13 protein-coding genes are annotated in these 16,279 nt (G+C 74.7%); 3 read left to right on the forward strand and 10 right to left on the reverse strand.

Features of this window, described 5'->3' with window-relative positions; genetic code table 11:
• Positions 1–123: 123 nt before the first annotated feature.
• The 3 genes from fdxA to HZS56_RS34325 all read left to right on the forward strand — a co-directional run bounded on the left by fdxA (position 124) and on the right by HZS56_RS34325 (position 4,543).
• On the forward strand, positions 124–444 hold the full coding sequence (gene fdxA, locus HZS56_RS34315; RefSeq protein ID WP_216724739.1) for a ferredoxin: 321 nt from the start codon (positions 124–126) through the stop codon (positions 442–444).
• Positions 445–621: 177 nt separating this feature from the next.
• A complete protein-coding gene (locus tag HZS56_RS34320; RefSeq protein ID WP_216724740.1) occupies positions 622–1,662 on the forward strand; it encodes an AfsA-related hotdog domain-containing protein in 1,041 nt (346 codons plus the stop codon).
• A gap of 88 nt (positions 1,663–1,750) precedes the next feature.
• Positions 1,751–4,543, forward strand: a complete 2,793-nt coding sequence (locus HZS56_RS34325) for an AfsR/SARP family transcriptional regulator (RefSeq protein ID WP_216724741.1) — start codon at positions 1,751–1,753, stop codon at positions 4,541–4,543.
• 189 nt (positions 4,544–4,732) lie between these two features.
• Here the strand turns inward: HZS56_RS34325 and HZS56_RS34330 are convergent, their stop codons facing one another.
• The 10 genes from HZS56_RS34330 to HZS56_RS34375 form a co-directional block, all read right to left on the reverse strand.
• Positions 4,733–5,704 carry an alpha/beta fold hydrolase gene (locus HZS56_RS34330; protein WP_216724751.1) on the reverse strand — a complete coding sequence of 324 codons (972 nt, stop codon included), beginning with the start codon at positions 5,702–5,704 and terminating at the stop codon, positions 4,733–4,735.
• A gap of 26 nt (positions 5,705–5,730) precedes the next feature.
• Positions 5,731–5,970 carry a hypothetical protein gene (locus HZS56_RS34335; protein ID WP_216724742.1) on the reverse strand — a complete coding sequence of 80 codons (240 nt, stop codon included), beginning with the start codon at positions 5,968–5,970 and terminating at the stop codon, positions 5,731–5,733.
• 131 nt (positions 5,971–6,101) lie between these two features.
• Entirely contained in the window at positions 6,102–7,250 is a 1,149-nt protein-coding gene (locus HZS56_RS34340) for an alpha/beta hydrolase (RefSeq protein WP_216724743.1), read from the reverse strand.
• 366 nt (positions 7,251–7,616) lie between these two features.
• Positions 7,617–8,507: a 4'-phosphopantetheinyl transferase family protein gene (locus HZS56_RS34345; RefSeq protein ID WP_216724744.1), complete on the reverse strand. Its 891-nt coding sequence runs from the start codon at positions 8,505–8,507 to the stop codon at positions 7,617–7,619.
• A complete protein-coding gene (locus HZS56_RS34350) occupies positions 8,440–9,321 on the reverse strand; it encodes a 2-oxo acid dehydrogenase subunit E2 (protein WP_216724745.1) in 882 nt (293 codons plus the stop codon). The genes HZS56_RS34345 and HZS56_RS34350 overlap by 68 nt, the downstream gene beginning before the upstream one ends.
• Positions 9,318–9,545, reverse strand: coding sequence for an acyl carrier protein (locus HZS56_RS34355; RefSeq protein WP_216724746.1), 228 nt, complete (start codon positions 9,543–9,545; stop codon positions 9,318–9,320). Before HZS56_RS34355 ends, HZS56_RS34350 begins: the two co-directional genes overlap by 4 nt.
• Before the next feature lie 29 nt (positions 9,546–9,574).
• On the reverse strand, positions 9,575–10,627 hold the full coding sequence (locus tag HZS56_RS34360) for a 3-oxoacyl-ACP synthase III family protein (protein WP_216724747.1): 1,053 nt from the start codon (positions 10,625–10,627) through the stop codon (positions 9,575–9,577).
• A gap of 200 nt (positions 10,628–10,827) precedes the next feature.
• Positions 10,828–13,881 (reverse strand): type I polyketide synthase, encoded by a 3,054-nt coding sequence (locus HZS56_RS34365; protein WP_216724748.1) that lies wholly within the window; start codon positions 13,879–13,881, stop codon positions 10,828–10,830.
• On the reverse strand, positions 13,878–14,174 hold the full coding sequence (locus HZS56_RS34370) for an acyl carrier protein (RefSeq protein WP_216724749.1): 297 nt from the start codon (positions 14,172–14,174) through the stop codon (positions 13,878–13,880). Before HZS56_RS34370 ends, HZS56_RS34365 begins: the two co-directional genes overlap by 4 nt.
• 41 nt (positions 14,175–14,215) lie before the next feature.
• Positions 14,216–16,009 (reverse strand): acyl-CoA dehydrogenase family protein, encoded by a 1,794-nt coding sequence (locus HZS56_RS34375; RefSeq protein WP_216724750.1) that lies wholly within the window; start codon positions 16,007–16,009, stop codon positions 14,216–14,218.
• Positions 16,010–16,279: the final 270 nt, after the last annotated feature.

The raw sequence follows: 16,279 nt of genomic DNA on the forward strand, positions 1-16,279 counted from the left end.
GGGCGTGCATCGACGAATGCCCGGTCGACTGCATCTACGAGGGCCCCAGAAAGCTCTACATCCACCCGGACGAATGCACCGAATCGCCGAATCGCCGCATCGCCGAATCCGGGAGTAGAAGGCATGACGTACGTGATCGCGCAGCCCTGTGTCGACGTCAAGGACCGGGCGTGCATCGACGAATGCCCGGTCGACTGCATCTACGAGGGCCCCAGAAAGCTCTACATCCACCCGGACGAATGCGTGGACTGCGGTGCCTGCGAACCGGTGTGCCCCGTGGAGGCGATCTTCTTCGAGACCGACGTACCGGACGGCTGGACCGACTACCGCACCGCGGACGCCGAGGTCTTCAGCGAACTCGGCTCGCCGGGCGGGGCGAGCGCGGCGGGTCTGCTCGCCGCCGACCACCCGCTGGTCTCGGCACAGACGAGGCAGGCCGCGTAGTCGGCGCAGTCCGCGTAGTCCGCGCGCGGCTCATGGTCCAGTCCCGTTCCAGGCCGATTGCAGTGGCCTGGGACACCGTAGGGGCGATGGCGGAAACCTTTCGCTGTCGCCTCTGCGGCGTTTGCGCGCGCCGACCGCGCCCCCGTTCCCCGGAGCACACTCACACAGGAGTTGATGATGGACAGCACGCTCGCGGCCGCCACCGCCGCCACGTCCCTCGCCCCGGACCCGTACCCTCCGGCCGACCAGGGTTTTGTGGCGCCTCTCCATCTGCTGTACAGACCCGAGACGCCCGAGGGGTTCCTGCTGGACGCCACCGCGCCGGCGGAGCAGCATTTCGTCCTCTCCGCCGAACTTCCGCGCGGGCACGCCACGTTCAACGACGGGCCGGGTGACTTCCACGATCTCCTCTTCGTGGCGGAATGCCTCCGCCAGGCCACGCACTTCGCGGCCCACCAGTACTTCCGGGTGCCGGCCGACCGCCCCGCCGTGTTCGTCTCCAGCGGGCTGGACGTCCTCCGCCTCGCACCCTGGCGCGACACCGGCGGCCCGGCCCACGTGTCACTGGACATCACGCTGACCCCGCTCGACGTGGTCCACGGGATACCGCGCGGCCTCGACTGCCGGGGCGAGGTGGCGATCGAGGGCGTGGCCTGCGGGAGTGCCCGGGCGCGGCTGCTGTTCCTGATGCCCAAGGTGTACGAGTCGCACCGCGCTCTGGGACGCCGGGAGAGCCTGTACAGCACCTCGCCCGCCACGCCCCGGGCGGCGGCCGGTACCGCAGGGCCGGAGCCGGCCGCCGTACGGCCCGGGCGGGTGGGGCGGGGCCGGCCCGACAACGTGGTCGTGGGTCCGCCGCTCGGCGCGTTCGACGGGGAGTTCGTGCTGCCCGTGGTGGTCGCGCCGGAGCACGAGGTCTTCCGGGCCCGGCCCGGTGGACACGTACCGGGGCCGGTGTTCCTGGAGGCGTCCCGGCAGGCCACCCTGATCGCCGCCGCGGAACTGCACGGGTTCGAGGCGGCCCACGCGGTGCTGACCCGGTGGCAGGTGTCCTTCCGCGGGTTCGGTGACGCCGACCTCCCGATGACCTGCACGGTCGCCGCCGACGATCCGATGCGCGACGAGGCGGGGCGGCCGTCGGTGCGTACCCGGCTGGCCTTCGGCCAGGGCAGCCGGGTGCTCTGCACCGCCTCCGCCACGCTGCTCCAGGACTGCTGACCGACGCCGCTGACCGACGGCGGGCCGCCACGGGCATCCGCGCGCGCCCGCTCCTTCTTCTCCACCGTGTCTCGTAAGGAGCCCTGTCATGCGCTTCCGGGTACTGGGGCCGGTGAGCCTGGCGCCCCGCACCCCGTCCGCGGCGAAACCGCGGGCGCTGCTCGCCACGCTGCTGACCCAGGCCGGCGAGGTGGTCCCCGCACCCGCCCTGATCGACGAACTGTGGGGAACCGAGCCGCCGCGCACCGCGACGACCACACTCCAGGTGTACGTGTCCCAGCTGCGCAAGGTGCTCGGCGAGGGCGGGTCCGACGAGCGGGCGGGGGCGCTGCTGACCCGGGCACCCGGCTATCTGCTGGAGGTCCCCGAGCAGGAGTTCGACCTGCCCCGCTTCGAGCGGCTGCGCGCCCAGGGCCGTACGACGCTGCAGGAGCGGGACTACGTGCACGCCTCCTGGCTGTTGCACGAGGCTCTCGCACTGTGGACGGGCCCCGCCCTGTCGGGGATACCGCACGGTGTCCGGCTGGAGTCCGCCGCCATCCGGCTCGACGAGCTGCGGATGGATGTCCTGGAGCAGCGGATCCTCGCCGATCTGCGGCTGGGTCGCCACCAGGAACTCGCCGGGGAACTGCTGGCCCTGGCCAACGAGCACCCGCTGCGGGAGAGCGTGCACGGCCATCTGATGGTGGCGCTGTACCGGACGGGCCGCGGGTCGGACGCGCTGCGGGTGTACGGCAGGCTGCGGCACTCGCTGGTGGAGGAGCTGGGCGTGGAGCCGGGGCCCGCGCTGGCCCGCCTGCACGAACGCGTCCTGCGTCGGGACCCGGCGCTGGACTGGCGTCCGGACCGCGAAGGGGGCGGTTCCGCGGGGCGGGCGCCGCACGGCCCTCCGAGTCCGCGGGGGGACCGGGCCGTCGGGTCCGGGGCCCCCGCGGACTCGGAGGGCCGTGTCCACGCGGTCCCGGGCCCGCCACCGCCGGTGCTCCCGGCCGCGACGCCCGGGTTCGTCGGGCGGCACGGCGAACTGGCCCAGGGCGAGGGCGTGTTGCGGGCGGGACCGGACCGGGCACCGGTGCTGGCGGTGTCCGGTCCCGCCGGTGTCGGCAAGACCGCGTTCGCCCTGCATCTGGCGCACCGGCTGGCCGGGCTGTTCCCGGACGGCCAGGTGTTCGTGTCCCTGCGGGGGCCCCACGGCAGTCCGCTGACCGCCGCCCAGGCGGCTGCGGCGCTGCTGCGCCGTCTGGTGGACGAGGTTCCCGGCTCCTGGCTCACCGACCCGGAGGAGGTGACGGACCGGCTGCGACGGGCCCTGCGGGGGCGCCGGCTGCTGATCGTCCTCGACGACGCGGTGTCGGAGGAGCAGATACGGCCGCTGCTGCCGCCCGGCGACACGTCCGCGGTGATCGTCACCGGCCGGCGCGGTCTGCCCGCGCTCGACGCCGCGGAGCACATCGCGCTGGACACCGTGCGCCCGGACGAGGCGGTGGAGCTGCTGATGACCGCCGGCGGGGAGCGGATGGCGCGGGACCCGGTCACGGCCGGGGAGATCGCCCGTCTCTGCGGGTACTTCCCGCTCGCGCTGCGGGTGGCCGCGGCCGCCCTGACGGCCCGTCCGCACACCACGGCGGCCGCGCTGGCGGAACGGCTGCGCGACGAACGCACCCGGCTCGGTGTGCTGCGGGAGGGCGACCTCGATCTGCGGTCGAGCCTGCTGACCGGCTTCCAGGAGGCGGGAGCCGAGCAGCAGCAGGCCTTCCGGCTGCTCTCCCTGGCTCCCGGACCGGACTTCGCGGGGTGGACGGCCGCGGTCCTGCTGGGCACCGGTCCCGTGGCGGGCCGGGAGAGCGCCGAGGAACTGGTCCGGGCCCACCTGCTGGAGGCCCGGACGGACGGACCGGTGCCCCGGTACCGCTTCCACTCCCTGCTGCGCGTCCTGGCCGCGGAACTGCGGGCCGGGGAACCCGACGGCGAACGGACCCGCCGGGACGCGTTGGAGCGGCTGGGCGGGGCGTACCTGGCACTCGCCCGGTACGCCGACCAGCAGTTGGTCCCGGGACGCGAGTGGGGAGAGCAGGAAGACCTGAGCGACCGGGGAGAGCGGGAAGACCGGGAAGTACGGGGAGACCGGGAAGTATGGGGAGACCGACTGGAGCGTCCCGCATCCGCCCTTACGGAGGGGGATGTCGCGGCGGTCGTCGGCACAAGCCCGCTGCGGTGGTTCCGGGAGGAGATCACCGGGCTGGTGGAGACGGTGCGGCAGGCGCACACGGCGGAACTGTGGCCCCTGGTGTGGCAGCTCGCCGGGAGCGCCGCGGGCTACTTCCACGTCTGCGCCGCCTGGGAGGACTGGGAGGAGACCCACCGGCTGGCGCTGGACGCGGCCCTGCGCGCCGGGGACCTGGCGGCGCTGGCCACGGTCCGGTACTCGCTGGGCGACCTCGCCTGGCAGCGCCGCGACGCGGACCGCGCGATGGCCTACTACACCGCCGCCCAGCACGCGTTCGGCCTGGCCGGTGACCGGATCGGCGCGGCGCGCTGCCGGATCGGCGCGGCGGACATCCTGCTGGGCCGGGGCCGGCCCGGGGCCGCCGCGCGGCGCTACGGGCGGGCGCTGGCGCTGTGCTCGGCGGGCGGCGACCTGCGGGGCGGGGTGGCCGCGCTGAACGGGCTGGCCCTGGTCAATCTGCAGCTCGGCCGGGAGGAGACGGCGGCGGCCCAACTGGCGCAGTGCCGGGGCTCGGCGGAGCGCCTGGGCGACCGCCGCTGGACGGAGTACCTCCGCCGCACCACCGTCCGCCTCACCACGCCGACGCCGCATGCGGTGGAAGTCCAGCCCGGCATCTGGCTCATCGCCGCCGCTCCCCACTCCGCCCCGGCCTGACGGACCCGGCACCGGGACCGGCACCCGGTCCCGGTGTCCCGTACCCCGGGCCCCCGGGCCGCCGTGCACGGGGGCCCGGGTGTGCCGTACGCCGGTGGCTTCTCCCGGCTCGCCCGGCCTGCTCGCCCGGCCTGCTCGCCCGGTTTGCTCACCGGCCTGCTCACCCGGCAGGCCCCGCGGCCTGGTGCCTCACCCCGCGGCGCGCCGGCGTCCCGCCTCCGTCCGCCGCGTCCGCAGCAGCCGTCGCCACTCCTCCGCGCTGAACCGCGCGGGTTCGGTCCCGGCGACGAAGTCGTGCAGCACGGCGAGGAAGCGCTCGGGGTCGGCCCGGAACGGGAAGTGCCCCGCCTCCTCGAAGATCTCCAGCCGGCTCCCCGGCATGGACACGTGCCCCAGCCCCGCGTGGAGCGCCGGCACCACCATGTCCCGGCCGCCCCACACCAGCATCGTCGGCATCCCCTGCGTCAGATAGGAGCGGTCGAGCAGCGTACCGACCTGCCCGCGCCAGTCGACGACGGCCCGCAGTGTCCGTACGAAGGCGCTGCGGGAGGTGGCGTCGGGCAGTGCGTCGACCACCCGCAGCAGGTCGGGCGCGTCCACCCCGAGGCCGGTGTCGAGGGCCTTGAACAGCCGGACCCACTGGCTCAGTTGCCAGCGCACCGTGGGCAACTGCAGGGCGGCGAGGAGCAGCTCGGCCCCCGGCAGCGTGGCCGCCCGCAGCAGCGGGGTGACCTGGCGTCCGATGCCTCCGCTCCCGACCAGCGCCAACCGCTCGGTGCGCTCCGGGAACTGGTAGGCGAACTGTGCGGCGACCGCGCCGCCGAGGGAGTGCCCGACCAGGGTCGCCCGCTCGATGCCGAGGGCGCTGAGCAGGTCGCGCAGCCCGTTGGCGTACGCGCCGGGCGAGTAGTCGCCCCGCGGTTTGGCGGACGCCCCGTGACCGAGCAGGTCGGGGGCGACGACCCGGTAGCGGGAGGCCAGGCCGGGGATGATCTCGGCCCAGGTCGACGAGGAGTCCCCGATACCGTGGATCAGCACCACGGCCGGGCCCCTGCCCGCCATCCGGTACGCGTGGCGGTACCCGTGCAGCTCGCGGGAGCGGAGGCGGACCTCGTTGACGGCCACGGCGCGCGGCCCCGGTCGGTACGACCGGGACCACATGCCGGTATGGGCGGTGCCGGACACGGTCAGGCCTCCCGCTCCGCCGGCGCGCTGTCGGTCTCCGGCACGGCGACGGTGTCCGGTACGGCAGCGGTGTCCGGCTCGGCGCTGCGGCCGCGGACGGGACCGTCGCCGGCCGGGCCGTCCAGGTCCGGTGCGATTCCCAGCGACGCCAGAGTGCGCCAGGCCGGGACACCGGTCCGCGCCGGGGCGCGCCACGGGGCGAACCGGGGCGCAGGAGGGCGTGGGGTCTTCACAGAGGGCATGGCAACCGCCTCGGGGTCGGTGTTCGCGCGGATACGGGAGCGTGCGAGGTACAGGTCGGGCGAGACTGCGTGAGCGAGGTGCGTCAGGAGCTGCGCCAAAAGGAGGCCCGGCAGGCCCCCGCCGGGCCTGGCTACTCGACGGACGTGGTGTCCCGCTGGCGCGCGGCCGGCGCCGTGGCCGGCGCACCGGCGACCGGCGTGCGGCCCGCGCCCGCTCCCCGCGCGCGCCCGGTGAGCCGAGCCCGCCCCGTGAGCCGAGCCCGCCCCGCGAGCCGGGCCCGCAGCAGTGACCGCACCAGCCAGGCGCGCATCGCGCCGAGGTGGGCGGGCGAGCCGTGGACGTCGTCGAACTCCTTGAACCGCACCCGGGGCAGGGTCCGCGCGAGCAGGTCCCGCTCCGTACGCGGGATGATCTCGTCCCGGGAACTGACCACGTAGCCGACCGGGATGCCGACGGCGGCCAGGGTCTCGGGGCCGAGCGGGAACTCCGCCAGCAGCGTCCGCAGTTGTTCGCGGCCGGTGGACCCGGTGAGCGCGCACAGGGTGTCCACGGTGACGCCGGGCACGCGGGGCCACCAGGCGGGGTCGGTGAAGAAGCCGGCCACCGGGGCGCCGACGGTGTGGACGCTGCGGATCCGCGGGTCCTCGGCCGCGGCGCGCAGCGCGAGGTGTCCGCTGAAGCTCAGGCCGAGCACCGAGGTGTCCGTGACCCGGGCCCGGCCGGACAGCCGGTCCAGCAGGAAGGGCAGCAGCCGCCAGGAGTCCGCGTGGTAGCGCAGGGTGTTCTCGCCGACGCCCGGCATCTCGGTGACCACGGCCGCGTAGCCGAGGCGGGCGAGCCGGGGCAGCAGGGGCGCCCACTGCTCCTTCACGCTCACGATGCCGCCCGTGATCAGCACGAGGGGCCGCCGGCCGCCGGGTCCGAGTCCGCTCGTCCAGCAGGCGACGGTGCCGCCGGGATGCTCCAGGACCAGCCGCTGGATCCCGCGCCGGCGCCGCCAGTCGTCAAACGTGCGTACGCAGTTGTCCTGGGCCCTCCTGCGGTCGTCGTCGCCGTGGTACGGGAAGCGGGCGAGGGCGTACCGGCGGCAGGCGTCCAGCGGGCGGCCCGCGAAGGCCAGCCGGTCGGCCTCGGCGGTCCACACCCGGGCCCAGGACTCGGGGTGGCCCGGTTCGTCGTTGGTGATCCGCGGCAGTACGGCCGCGACCTGGCGTTCGCCGATGCCCTGGCCGCGGGCGTGCAGCCGGGCGAACTGCTTCAGCTCGTCGAGATGGTTCATGACTCTCCTCCGTCTGCGCCCGGGTTCCGGGGCGCGGCCCCGGGGAGGGGTGCGGCACACGGGCCCTGTGCGGTCCTACGAGGTGCGAAGTCGTCCTGTCCTCACGAGGTGCGGACGGGCGCCCGTGCCGGGAGCGGGGGACGTCCCCCGGCCGGGCTCCCGCCCAGGAACATGCTGTCCACGCCCCCTTGAGCCCCGCTTGCGGACCGCATGACCCCCGGCACAGTGCCTCTCTCGCACAGGGGCCTCTCCGCCCCCGCACCGGGGCCTTCCCGCGCGCCACGCCCCCCGACGCCACGTGCCGGGGCGTGGAGACACGCTCGTCTCCACACCCCGGCACGTGTCACCGGCAGCGGTCCTCCGTCCTCACCAGTCCAGCAGTTCGGCCTCCGCGGCGCCGTCGTCGTCCTCCGGGTCCTCCCCGAGGGCCTCCGCCACGGCCGCGACCACCTTGGGGTCGAGCATCGTGTGCGCGGCCGTGTCCCGCGTACCGCCGAACCCGGTGTTGCTCACCGCGACGCTGACGACGTATCCGCCGTCCACCGAGTCGGTGCGGAACTCCCACTCGACCCCGGTGCCGGGTGCCCCGTCCGGGGCCAGCACCCTCGGCGGTCCGCCGTCGCCGCCGAAACCGAAGTCGGTGAACCGGAAGCGCAGTCCCTGGCCGATCGCCTTGCTGTAGGCCTCCTTGAGTGTCCACAGGCGCACCAGGACGGCTTCCCGCCGATGCGGCGGAAGCCGGTCCAGGAGCCTCATCTCGTACGGTGTGCAGACATGGCGGTGCAGCCCCCTGGTGTACAGGGGGCGGTCCGCCCGTTCGGCGTCCACGCCGATCAGTCCCTTGGTGCTGAGGCCGATCAGCAGCAGGTCCTCCGTGTGGCTGAGACTGACGTCCACCGCGTCGTACCCGCGCAGATAGGGCCGGCCCGTGGGGCCGTACCCGAGTTCGACGACCTGCGGCGGCACGCGCAGCGCCACCGCGGCGGCGAACTTCAGCAGCACCCGGGAGGCGGCGAACCGCGTCCGCACGTCCGGGTGCGTCATGTCCAGGTACCGCTCCCAGTCCCGGCCCAGCAGGGCCCGCAGCCGGGGGCCGCCCGCCCGGTCAGGCCGCCAGTCGGCGAGCCGGGCGTGCAGCACGGCGACCGCGTTCTCCTCGAGGTCGGCGCGGACCCGGTCCCAAGCTCCGTCACGGCCCAGGATGCGGATCGGCTCCCCGAACGAGGGACTTGATGCCGTCCTCCTTCGCGCCGTCATCGAAGTCCTCCAGGGTCTGCTTGAGATCGTCCAGGACGTCGGCGGCGGCCGCGCCGTCGAGGACCCGGTGGTCGAAGGTGAGTCCGAGCCGCATCACGGGGGCGACCGCCACCTCCCCGCCCCGGACGACGGGCCGCTCGACGACACGGCCCGCGCACAGGGTGACCGCGGTGCCGCCACTGGAGTGGAAGCCGTCGACCGGCCGGTGGCCGAGCGAGCTGACCGCGACGGTGCCCAGCACGGCCGGACGCCGGGCCGGGCTGCGCACGGCCGCCGCGAAGGCGAGCCGCCCGAGCGGCGCCGGCAGCCGGTTCAGCAGCCGCACGCCGCGGAACTCGGGAAGCCGGTCGGTGCCCGGCCCCCGGTAGCGTTCGATCCGCTGCTGGATGTCCTCGAGTCCGGCGCTCTCCAGACGGGGCAGCAGCGCGGACAGCACGGTGCGCTCCCCGTCCACCGTGCGGTCCAGCGCCAGTTTGGCGGTCACCTCGGCGAACCGTACGCTGCGCGGTCCGCGCAGCCCGGGGAGCCGGCCGGGGGCCGGCGCCGCGTTGGCCTGCGGGTGGCGGTGGAGCACCCGGCCGGTGGCGTGCAGCAGGTAGGTGACGACCGAGTACCGCCGGCCGGCCGCGCGGGCGGCCGCCCGGTGCGCCTCGACCCGGGTCATGTCGATGTCGGTGTCGAGGTGGACGGGCCGCTGCCGGGCCGCGTGCTCCAGGAAGTACAGGGTGTGCCGGCGCCGGCGCTCGGGGTGGACCCGCGCGGGGGCGGTCACCAGGGCGGGGGCGGCGTCCGGGCCGGGCCGCGGGCCGGTCATGTGCCCGCCGCCAGCCGGTAGATCTCGCTGAGGCTGCGGGCCTCGAGGAGTCGGCCGACGGGCAGCTGACGGCCGGTGGCCTGCTCCAGGGCGGTGACGAGTTTCAGCAGGTAGAGCGAGTCCCAGTCGGGCAGCTGGTCGAGGTCGGCGGAGACCTGGTGCTCCGCGAGCGGCATGCCGAGCTCGTCCCTGACGAGGCGGACGAAGTCGTCGATGGTCTGCATGGGTACGGCCCTCCCGGGCTCGGTGCGGGTCAGAGCTTCTCGAGTGCGAAACCGGACTTGATCCATTTGCTGGACTCGACGGCGACGGCCAGCGCCCGCTGCCCCGCGCCGATCTTCCCCAGCAGCGCCTCGAGCTGGAGGAACGGCAGGGCGTTGCCGTTGTTGCCGGTGTCGGCGACGCAGGACACCTCCACCGCGTCCGGCAGGCCGAGCTGTTCGGCGATGCGCCGGGTCATCCGGCCGGACAGCTGCGGGGGCAGCAGGAAGTCCACGTCCCCGGGGTCCCAGCCGAGGTCCTCCAGCAGTTCCCAGAGGATCTCCAGGGCCATCACCGGGACGGACTCCTCGATGGCCTTGTAGTCCTCGTGCACCGCCTGCCGGTCCTCGTGCCGGTCGGCCATGCCGAACCATTCGATGACCTGGCCGGGCTGCCGGCCGAGGCCGGTGAACCGGTTGAGGACCCCGCGGAGGGCCACCCGGTGTCCGCGCGGTTCGGCGGTGACCACGGCCGCGCCCGCTCCGTCGCCGAAGAGCACGTAGTTGACGAGGTCGCTGGGCGCCGCCCCCGACAGGTCCCAGTCGAGGTCGAGGTGCTTGCTGCAGACGTCGCCGCCGACGACCAGGCCGGCCCGGTGTCCGCCGGCCGTGACGAGGGTGCGGCCCAGTTCGAGCGCCTGTACGGCGCCGGCGCAGCCGGACTGGAGCTGGTAGGTGGGGATCTGGTCCAGGCCGAGCTGGTCGGCGACGTGGTTGACGGTGGCCGGCATCAGGTGGTCCGGGGTCGCGGTGCCCATGACGACGAAGTCGATCTCGTCGGCGGCGACTCCGGAGGCGGTGAGGGCCTGCTCGCCGGCCCGGGCGCACAGCTCGGCCAGCGACCAGCGCGTCTCGCCGCTGGTCAGGTCGCGGGCGAAGTGCCGGGTGCGGGTGCCGATGAAGACGTCGACCCACTCCTCGCTGACTCCGAAGGTACGGGCCAGCATGGCGTTGTCGACGGGTTCGCCCGGCAGGGCGGTACCGACGGCGGCGAGGTACGCCCCGGGTGACGGGGGCGTCGGCGGTGGTGACTGCGATGGCTGCATCGGGCTGCTTCCCTTTCCACGAGCGCCGCTGCGGGCGGCCGGGTGTACGGAGGGCGGGTTCTGCGGACGGCGGGGACGGCCTGTGTGCGGACGGCCTGGTGGCCGGGTCGACGGCCTGGTGGCCGGCTGGACGGACGGCCGGGGTACGGACGACGGGGTACGGACGACCGGGTACGGACGACGGGGTTGGCGCGGGGCGTTCAGGCGACGGCGGAGCCGATCCGGTCCTGGAGGTAGTCGATGAGGTCGCCGACCGAGGAGAGCCGCGGCAGCAGGTCCTGCACGCTCATCGCCTCCAGGCCGCTCAGCCGTTCCTGGAGCCGGTCCTTCAGCTCCATGACCATCACCGAGTCAAACCCCAGGTCCTCGTAGAGCAGGGACAGGCGCGACACCTCGTCGGGGGCGTAGCCGCCGACCTCGGCGACCGCCTCGGTGACAGACCGGGCCACCGGATCGGCCCGGTCCTGACCGGCCGCGGGCAGTACGGCCGTCAGGACCGCCCCGCCGCCCGGCGGAACCGCCCCGCCGCCCGCCCGGTCCGGCCGCTCGGCCTGCCGCAGCGGGGAGGGCGCCGCCGCCTGCGCGGGACCGATGGCGGCCGCCGGGGTGGCGCGGACGGGGCCGCGGGTCCAGTAGCGGCTGGTGCCGGAGAAGGCGTACGGGACGAGCCGCTGCGGTGTGCGCTCCTCCTCCGGGTAGGCGGCGTCCCACCGGGGGTCGACGCCGCTGCGGAAGAGTGCCGCCACCGCCTCGGCGAACTCCGTGCCTCCCGCCCCCTCGGCCGGGACGGGGGCCACGGTGTGCGTGGTCGCGCCGGCGGAGGAGCGCAGGGGGCGCGCCATGCCGGTGAGCACCGGGCACGGGCCGGTCTCCACGAGGTGGGTGGGCCCGGCCTCCAGCAGCCGCGCCATGGCGTCGCCGAACAGGACGGGGGCGCCGATGTGTTCGACCCAGTACTTGGCGTCCATCGGTTCGGCCTCCAGCAGCCGCCCGCGCAGCGTCGAGTACACGGGAAGCTTGGGGACGCCGCCGCCGGTCTCGTCCGCAACGGCGGCGAACCGGTCCAGGACGGGTTCCATCAGCGGCGAGTGGAAGGCGTGCGACACCTCCAGGCGCCTGGTGCGCGTCCCACGCCGGCCGAGCACGTCCTCGATCCGCCCGAGGGCGGCCAGGTCGCCGGAGAGCACGGTGGCCCGGGGGCCGTTCACCGCGCCGACCCCGACGAGCGGTTCGGCGTCGGCCAGTTCGGCGACGTCCGCCAGGGACGCCCGTACGGCGAGCATCCCGCCGCCCTCGGGCAGTGCCTCCATCAGGGCGCCCCGGGCGGCGATCAGCCGGGCCGCGTGCTCCAGCGGGAAGACCTCCGCCATGACGGCCGCGGCGTACTCGCCGACGCTGTGGCCCAGCAGGAGCGCGGGCCGCACACCGAGTTCGGCGAGGCTCGCCGCCAGGGCGTACTCGACGGCGAACAGGGCGGGCTGGGCCCAGCCGGTGCGGTGCACCGCCGGGTCCCCGGCCAGCAGCAGGTCCCGCACCGAGCCGGGCGTGTACGGGGCGAGGGCCGCGTCGGCCTCGTCGAGGAACCGCCGGTACAGCGGCGCGTCCTCGTAGAGTCGGGCGGTCATCGCCGGGTACTGCGAGCCCTGCCCGGTGAACAGCAGCGCCGGCAGCGGCTTGCCCGAGGGTCCGCCGGACAGCCGGGCCAGCACGTCGTCGTCGGTGGCGGCCTCGCGCAGCGTCGCGGCCAGTTCCCCGGTGTCGCGGGCGGGTACCGCGAAGCGGTAACGGTGGCCCGTCCGGGAGCGGTTGCTGCTCCAGGACAGCGGGCCCACCGGTGCCCTGCGGCGCCGTACCGCGTCGGCCTGGACGAGCAGGTTGCGGCGCAGCGCGGCCGTCGAGGGCGCGGTGAGGGTGAAGATTCCGGCGCCCAGGCCCGTACGGCCGCTGCCCGCACCGGTGTTCGCCGGCTCGGGGCGGGCGGCGTGCGGGGGTGCGGACTCCAGCACGGCGTGGGCGTTGGTGCCGCCCATGCCGAAGCTGCTGAGACCGCCGAGGGCCGGCCCGGACCGCAGCCGCAGCGGGGCCTTGAGGAGCCTGAGACCCTGCTGGGCGAGTTTCAGGGCGGGGTTCTCCTTGGCCGCGAAGCGGCTCGCGGGGACCACCCGGTGGTGCAGGGACAGGGCGACCTTGATGAGTCCCGCGATCCCGGCCGCGCCCTCGGTGTGCCCGATGTTCCCCTTGACGGAGCCGATCGCCAGGGGGCGTCCCGAACGGCCGGAGTGCAGCCGGCCGAGCGCCTTGGCCTCGATCATGTCGCCGAGGACGGTGCCGGTGCCGTGGGCCTCGGTGAAGGCGACCTCGGACGGTTCGACACCGGCCCGGCGGTAGGCGGCGGACAGCACCTCCTCCTGGGACCAGCGGTTGGGGGCGGTGATGCCGTTGCTGCGGCCGTCCTGGTTGACGGCGGTGCCGCGGATCACCGCGTACACCGGCTGGCCGTCGGCGACCGCGTCCTCCAGCCGGCGCAGCACCACCGCGCCGACGCCCTCGCCGCGGCCGATGCCGTCGGCACCGGCGCTGAACGGCTTGCAGCGGCCGTCGGGGGCGGACAGCCCGGCCTGGGTGTAGAAGATGCCGAGCGCGGGGGTGAGCGCCACGTTCACGCCCGCCGCGATGGCGGTGTCGCACTCCCCGGAGAGCAGGGCGTTGCAGGCGAGGTGGACGGCGACCAGCGAGGACGAGCAGGCGGTGTCCACGGCCAGGCTGGGGCCCTTGAGGTCGAGGTGGTAGGAGATCCGGTTGGCGGTCATGCAGTAGCCGTTGCCGGAGCCGAGCTGGGCGGTGACACGGGCGTAGTCGGTCATGTGCAGATGGGCCCACTCGTTGCCCATGATGCCGACGAACACGCCCGTGGGGGTGCCCGCCAGCCGCTGGGGCGCGGTGCCGGAGTCCTCGACGGCGCGCCAGGCGCACTGGAGCAGCAGCCGCTGCTGCGGGTCCATCGCCGCGGCCTCGCGCGGGGAGACGGTGAAGAACTCGTTGTCGAAGACGTCCGGGTCGGACACGAATCCGCCCTCGGTCGTGTTGGTGTGGCCCTCCGCCCCGGTGGGCGAGTGGAAGTCACCGGCCGCCCAGCGGCCGTCGGGCACCTTCCCCACGCCGTCACCGGAGCGCATCAGCAGGTCCCAGTAGGCCTCGGCGTCCGGTGCCCCGGGGAACCGGCAGTCGAGGCCGACGATGGCGACGGGCCTCATCGGTCCCCTCCCTCCAGGGCCCCGAACTCCTCCACGATGTGGCCGGCCAGGGCCTCGACGGTCGGGTAGTCCCAGGCCACGGTGGGTTCGAGGACGAGGTCGAAGTCCTCCTCGATGTCACCGCACAGGCTCAGCGCGGCCACGGAGTCCAGCCCGTACTCGGCCAGCGGGACGGTGGGCACGATCTCCGACGGTGTCCGCTTGAGGTACAGGGCGATCCGGTCGGCGAGCCAGCTACTCATCGACTCGACGGTGTGCTCGGCGCGTGTGCGGTCGGTCGCGGGAACGGACATGGTGCAACTCCTCGGTGAAGGTGCGTAGGGGTCCGGCCGGTTCAGCCGGCCAGCGGGGTGTCGTAGAGGTCGTAGCTGCGGCGTTCGTGGAAGCGGCGGAGCACTTCCTCGTGCACCCGGCCCTCGCATCCGGGCGGCAGGTCCGCGGGGCGCTGTCCGAGCCGGCGCGCCAGCCGGTGCAGGGCGGCGGCCACCCAGGCCGGGTCGGCCAGGAACGGGTCGTCGCCGCCCCGCGCGCCGCGCCAGACGCCGAGGACGGAGGCCGCCGCGAGGAACACCGCGTAGCGGTCGGCGAGGGCGAAGCTGGCCGGGCTGGCGAGGGCGGTGCGGTCCAGCGGGGAGAGGCTGAGGCTGTCCTCCTGGAGCTGGCGCAGCTGGTCCAGCATCCGCATGACGAGCGCCTGCACGGCGAGTTCCTCGGGGGAACCGCTGGGCAGGCCGTCGACGGCGGCGACCAGTGAGGCGCTCAGGCTGTCCTTGCCGCTGGCCAGGGTCAGCGCGTCGAACGCGATGCCGGACAACGGCTCCCGGGGGCGGAACAGTTCCGGCGGGGCCTCGTCGCCGGCGAACCAGGCGCGCCGGGCCAGCCGGGACAGCTGCGGGATGATGGTGGCCTGGCAGGCCGCGGAGCCGGCGTGGCCGAGGCTGAGCACGGGCAGGTCGCGGACGTGCTTCTGGAACAGGCCGAACTCGCCCTCGCGGACGTAGAACCGGGCGCCGAGCACGATGGACAGGTCGTACATGGTGTCGGTGAGCATCCTGGGCACCAGGTACTTCACGGCGGCCGCGTACACGCTGGTCTCGTCGGGCAGCAGATGCACCGCCCGGGTGCCCACGGTCGCCATGCTGTCGCAGATCAGCAGATCGAGGAAGACGCCGCCGAGGGTGGCGGCGGCGTGCGGGATCTCCATCACCGGACGCCGGTACAGCTGACGGCCGACGGCGAACCGCACGACGGTGCGCAGGCTGGTGTCGAGGGCCCCGACGGCCATGCTGGGGATGGCGCTGCGGGTGATCTGGAAGGAGCGCAGGGCGAGTTCGACGCCCTGGCCGGTTGCGCCGACCAGGGCGCTGTCGGGGACGGGGCAGTCGGTGAAGTCGAGGCCGGACAGCCGGCAGCCGCGCACACCGACGGCGCTGTAGCGGGGCAGGACCGAGAAACGTTCGGGGTCGAGCTGGTCCCGCTCCGCGAGCAGCACGGAGTGGCTGCGGCTGCCGGGGCCGTCGTCGGTGCGGCTGAACAGGGCGAACGCGGCGGCGCGGTCGGCGTTGTTGATGACCTCCTTGCGGCCGTTGAGGCGGTAGCCGCCGGGCACCGGGTCGGCTCGGAACTCGTTGCGCACGAAGTCGTTGCCGTGCGGCAGTTCGTGGTAGGCGATGGAGACCTTGGAGCCGTCGAGCAGCAGCTCGGACAGCCGGCGCCGCTGCTGCTCGTTGCCGGCCGTCCACACGTTGACGGCCGCCATGAAGGAGGTGACTCCGTAGCCGAGGCCGAGCGCGACGTCGCGCCGGAACACCTGCCGCATCACCCGTACGAGGGTGTCGAGGCGGTCCAGCCGGCCGCCGAGGCCGGTGGGTACGAACTCGGCGTTGAGACCGAAGTCGTCCAGCAACTGCTCTCCGGCGGCGGGGAGTTCACCGGCCTCGTCGGCGGCAAGCAGTCCGGCGGCGCCGAGCGGGTTGGCGGGGTCGTCGGGATCCCCGAACCGTTTCTCGAGATCGGCGATCCTGGCCCGGACGGCGCTCTCCTGCGCCGTGCGCCGGGCCGGTCCGGCGGCACGGTCGGCCGGGACCCCGGCGCCGCGCGGCCCTCGGGCGGCGGTTTCCCTCAGCATGACGTCCCCTCATGGGTGTGTGCGTGTACGTCGGTTCCGCCGGGCGCCCCGGCGACCCGCGGCCCGCCCTCGCGGACGGCTGCCTGCGCCACGTCCCCGGCTGCGGCGGCGGCCGGTGGGGGCTCGGAGGCGAGCCCCGCCCCCGCGGCCGCGCCCGCTCCTTGACCGCTGCCGGCCCGGGAACCCGCCTCCGGGCCGGCAGCACCGGCACCACCCGCAGCACGGCCGACGACGGCCGCGGTCGGGGCGGGGGCGGAGGAGGTTGGGGCG

Origin of the sequence: Streptomyces mayonensis (genome assembly GCF_018982965.1) — a bacterium.
Lineage (GTDB): Bacteria > Actinomycetota > Actinomycetes > Streptomycetales > Streptomycetaceae > Streptomyces > Streptomyces mayonensis.

Excerpts from the sequence above, each read along its gene's own strand:
- fdxA (WP_216724739.1), top strand. The coding sequence starts at position 124 with ATGACGTACGTGATCGCGCAGCCCTGTGTCGACGTCAAGGACCGGGCG.
- HZS56_RS34320 (WP_216724740.1), top strand. The coding sequence starts at position 622 with ATGGACAGCACGCTCGCGGCCGCCACCGCCGCCACGTCCCTCGCCCCG.
- HZS56_RS34325 (WP_216724741.1), top strand. The coding sequence starts at position 1,751 with ATGCGCTTCCGGGTACTGGGGCCGGTGAGCCTGGCGCCCCGCACCCCG.
- HZS56_RS34330 (WP_216724751.1), bottom strand. The coding sequence starts at position 5,704 with ATGTGGTCCCGGTCGTACCGACCGGGGCCGCGCGCCGTGGCCGTCAAC.
- HZS56_RS34335 (WP_216724742.1), bottom strand. The coding sequence starts at position 5,970 with ATGCCCTCTGTGAAGACCCCACGCCCTCCTGCGCCCCGGTTCGCCCCG.
- HZS56_RS34340 (WP_216724743.1), bottom strand. The coding sequence starts at position 7,250 with ATGAACCATCTCGACGAGCTGAAGCAGTTCGCCCGGCTGCACGCCCGC.
- HZS56_RS34345 (WP_216724744.1), bottom strand. The coding sequence starts at position 8,507 with ATGACGGCGCGAAGGAGGACGGCATCAAGTCCCTCGTTCGGGGAGCCG.
- HZS56_RS34350 (WP_216724745.1), bottom strand. The coding sequence starts at position 9,321 with ATGACCGGCCCGCGGCCCGGCCCGGACGCCGCCCCCGCCCTGGTGACC.
- HZS56_RS34355 (WP_216724746.1), bottom strand. The coding sequence starts at position 9,545 with ATGCAGACCATCGACGACTTCGTCCGCCTCGTCAGGGACGAGCTCGGC.
- HZS56_RS34360 (WP_216724747.1), bottom strand. The coding sequence starts at position 10,627 with ATGCAGCCATCGCAGTCACCACCGCCGACGCCCCCGTCACCCGGGGCG.
- HZS56_RS34365 (WP_216724748.1), bottom strand. The coding sequence starts at position 13,881 with ATGAGGCCCGTCGCCATCGTCGGCCTCGACTGCCGGTTCCCCGGGGCA.
- HZS56_RS34370 (WP_216724749.1), bottom strand. The coding sequence starts at position 14,174 with ATGTCCGTTCCCGCGACCGACCGCACACGCGCCGAGCACACCGTCGAG.
- HZS56_RS34375 (WP_216724750.1), bottom strand. The coding sequence starts at position 16,009 with ATGCTGAGGGAAACCGCCGCCCGAGGGCCGCGCGGCGCCGGGGTCCCG.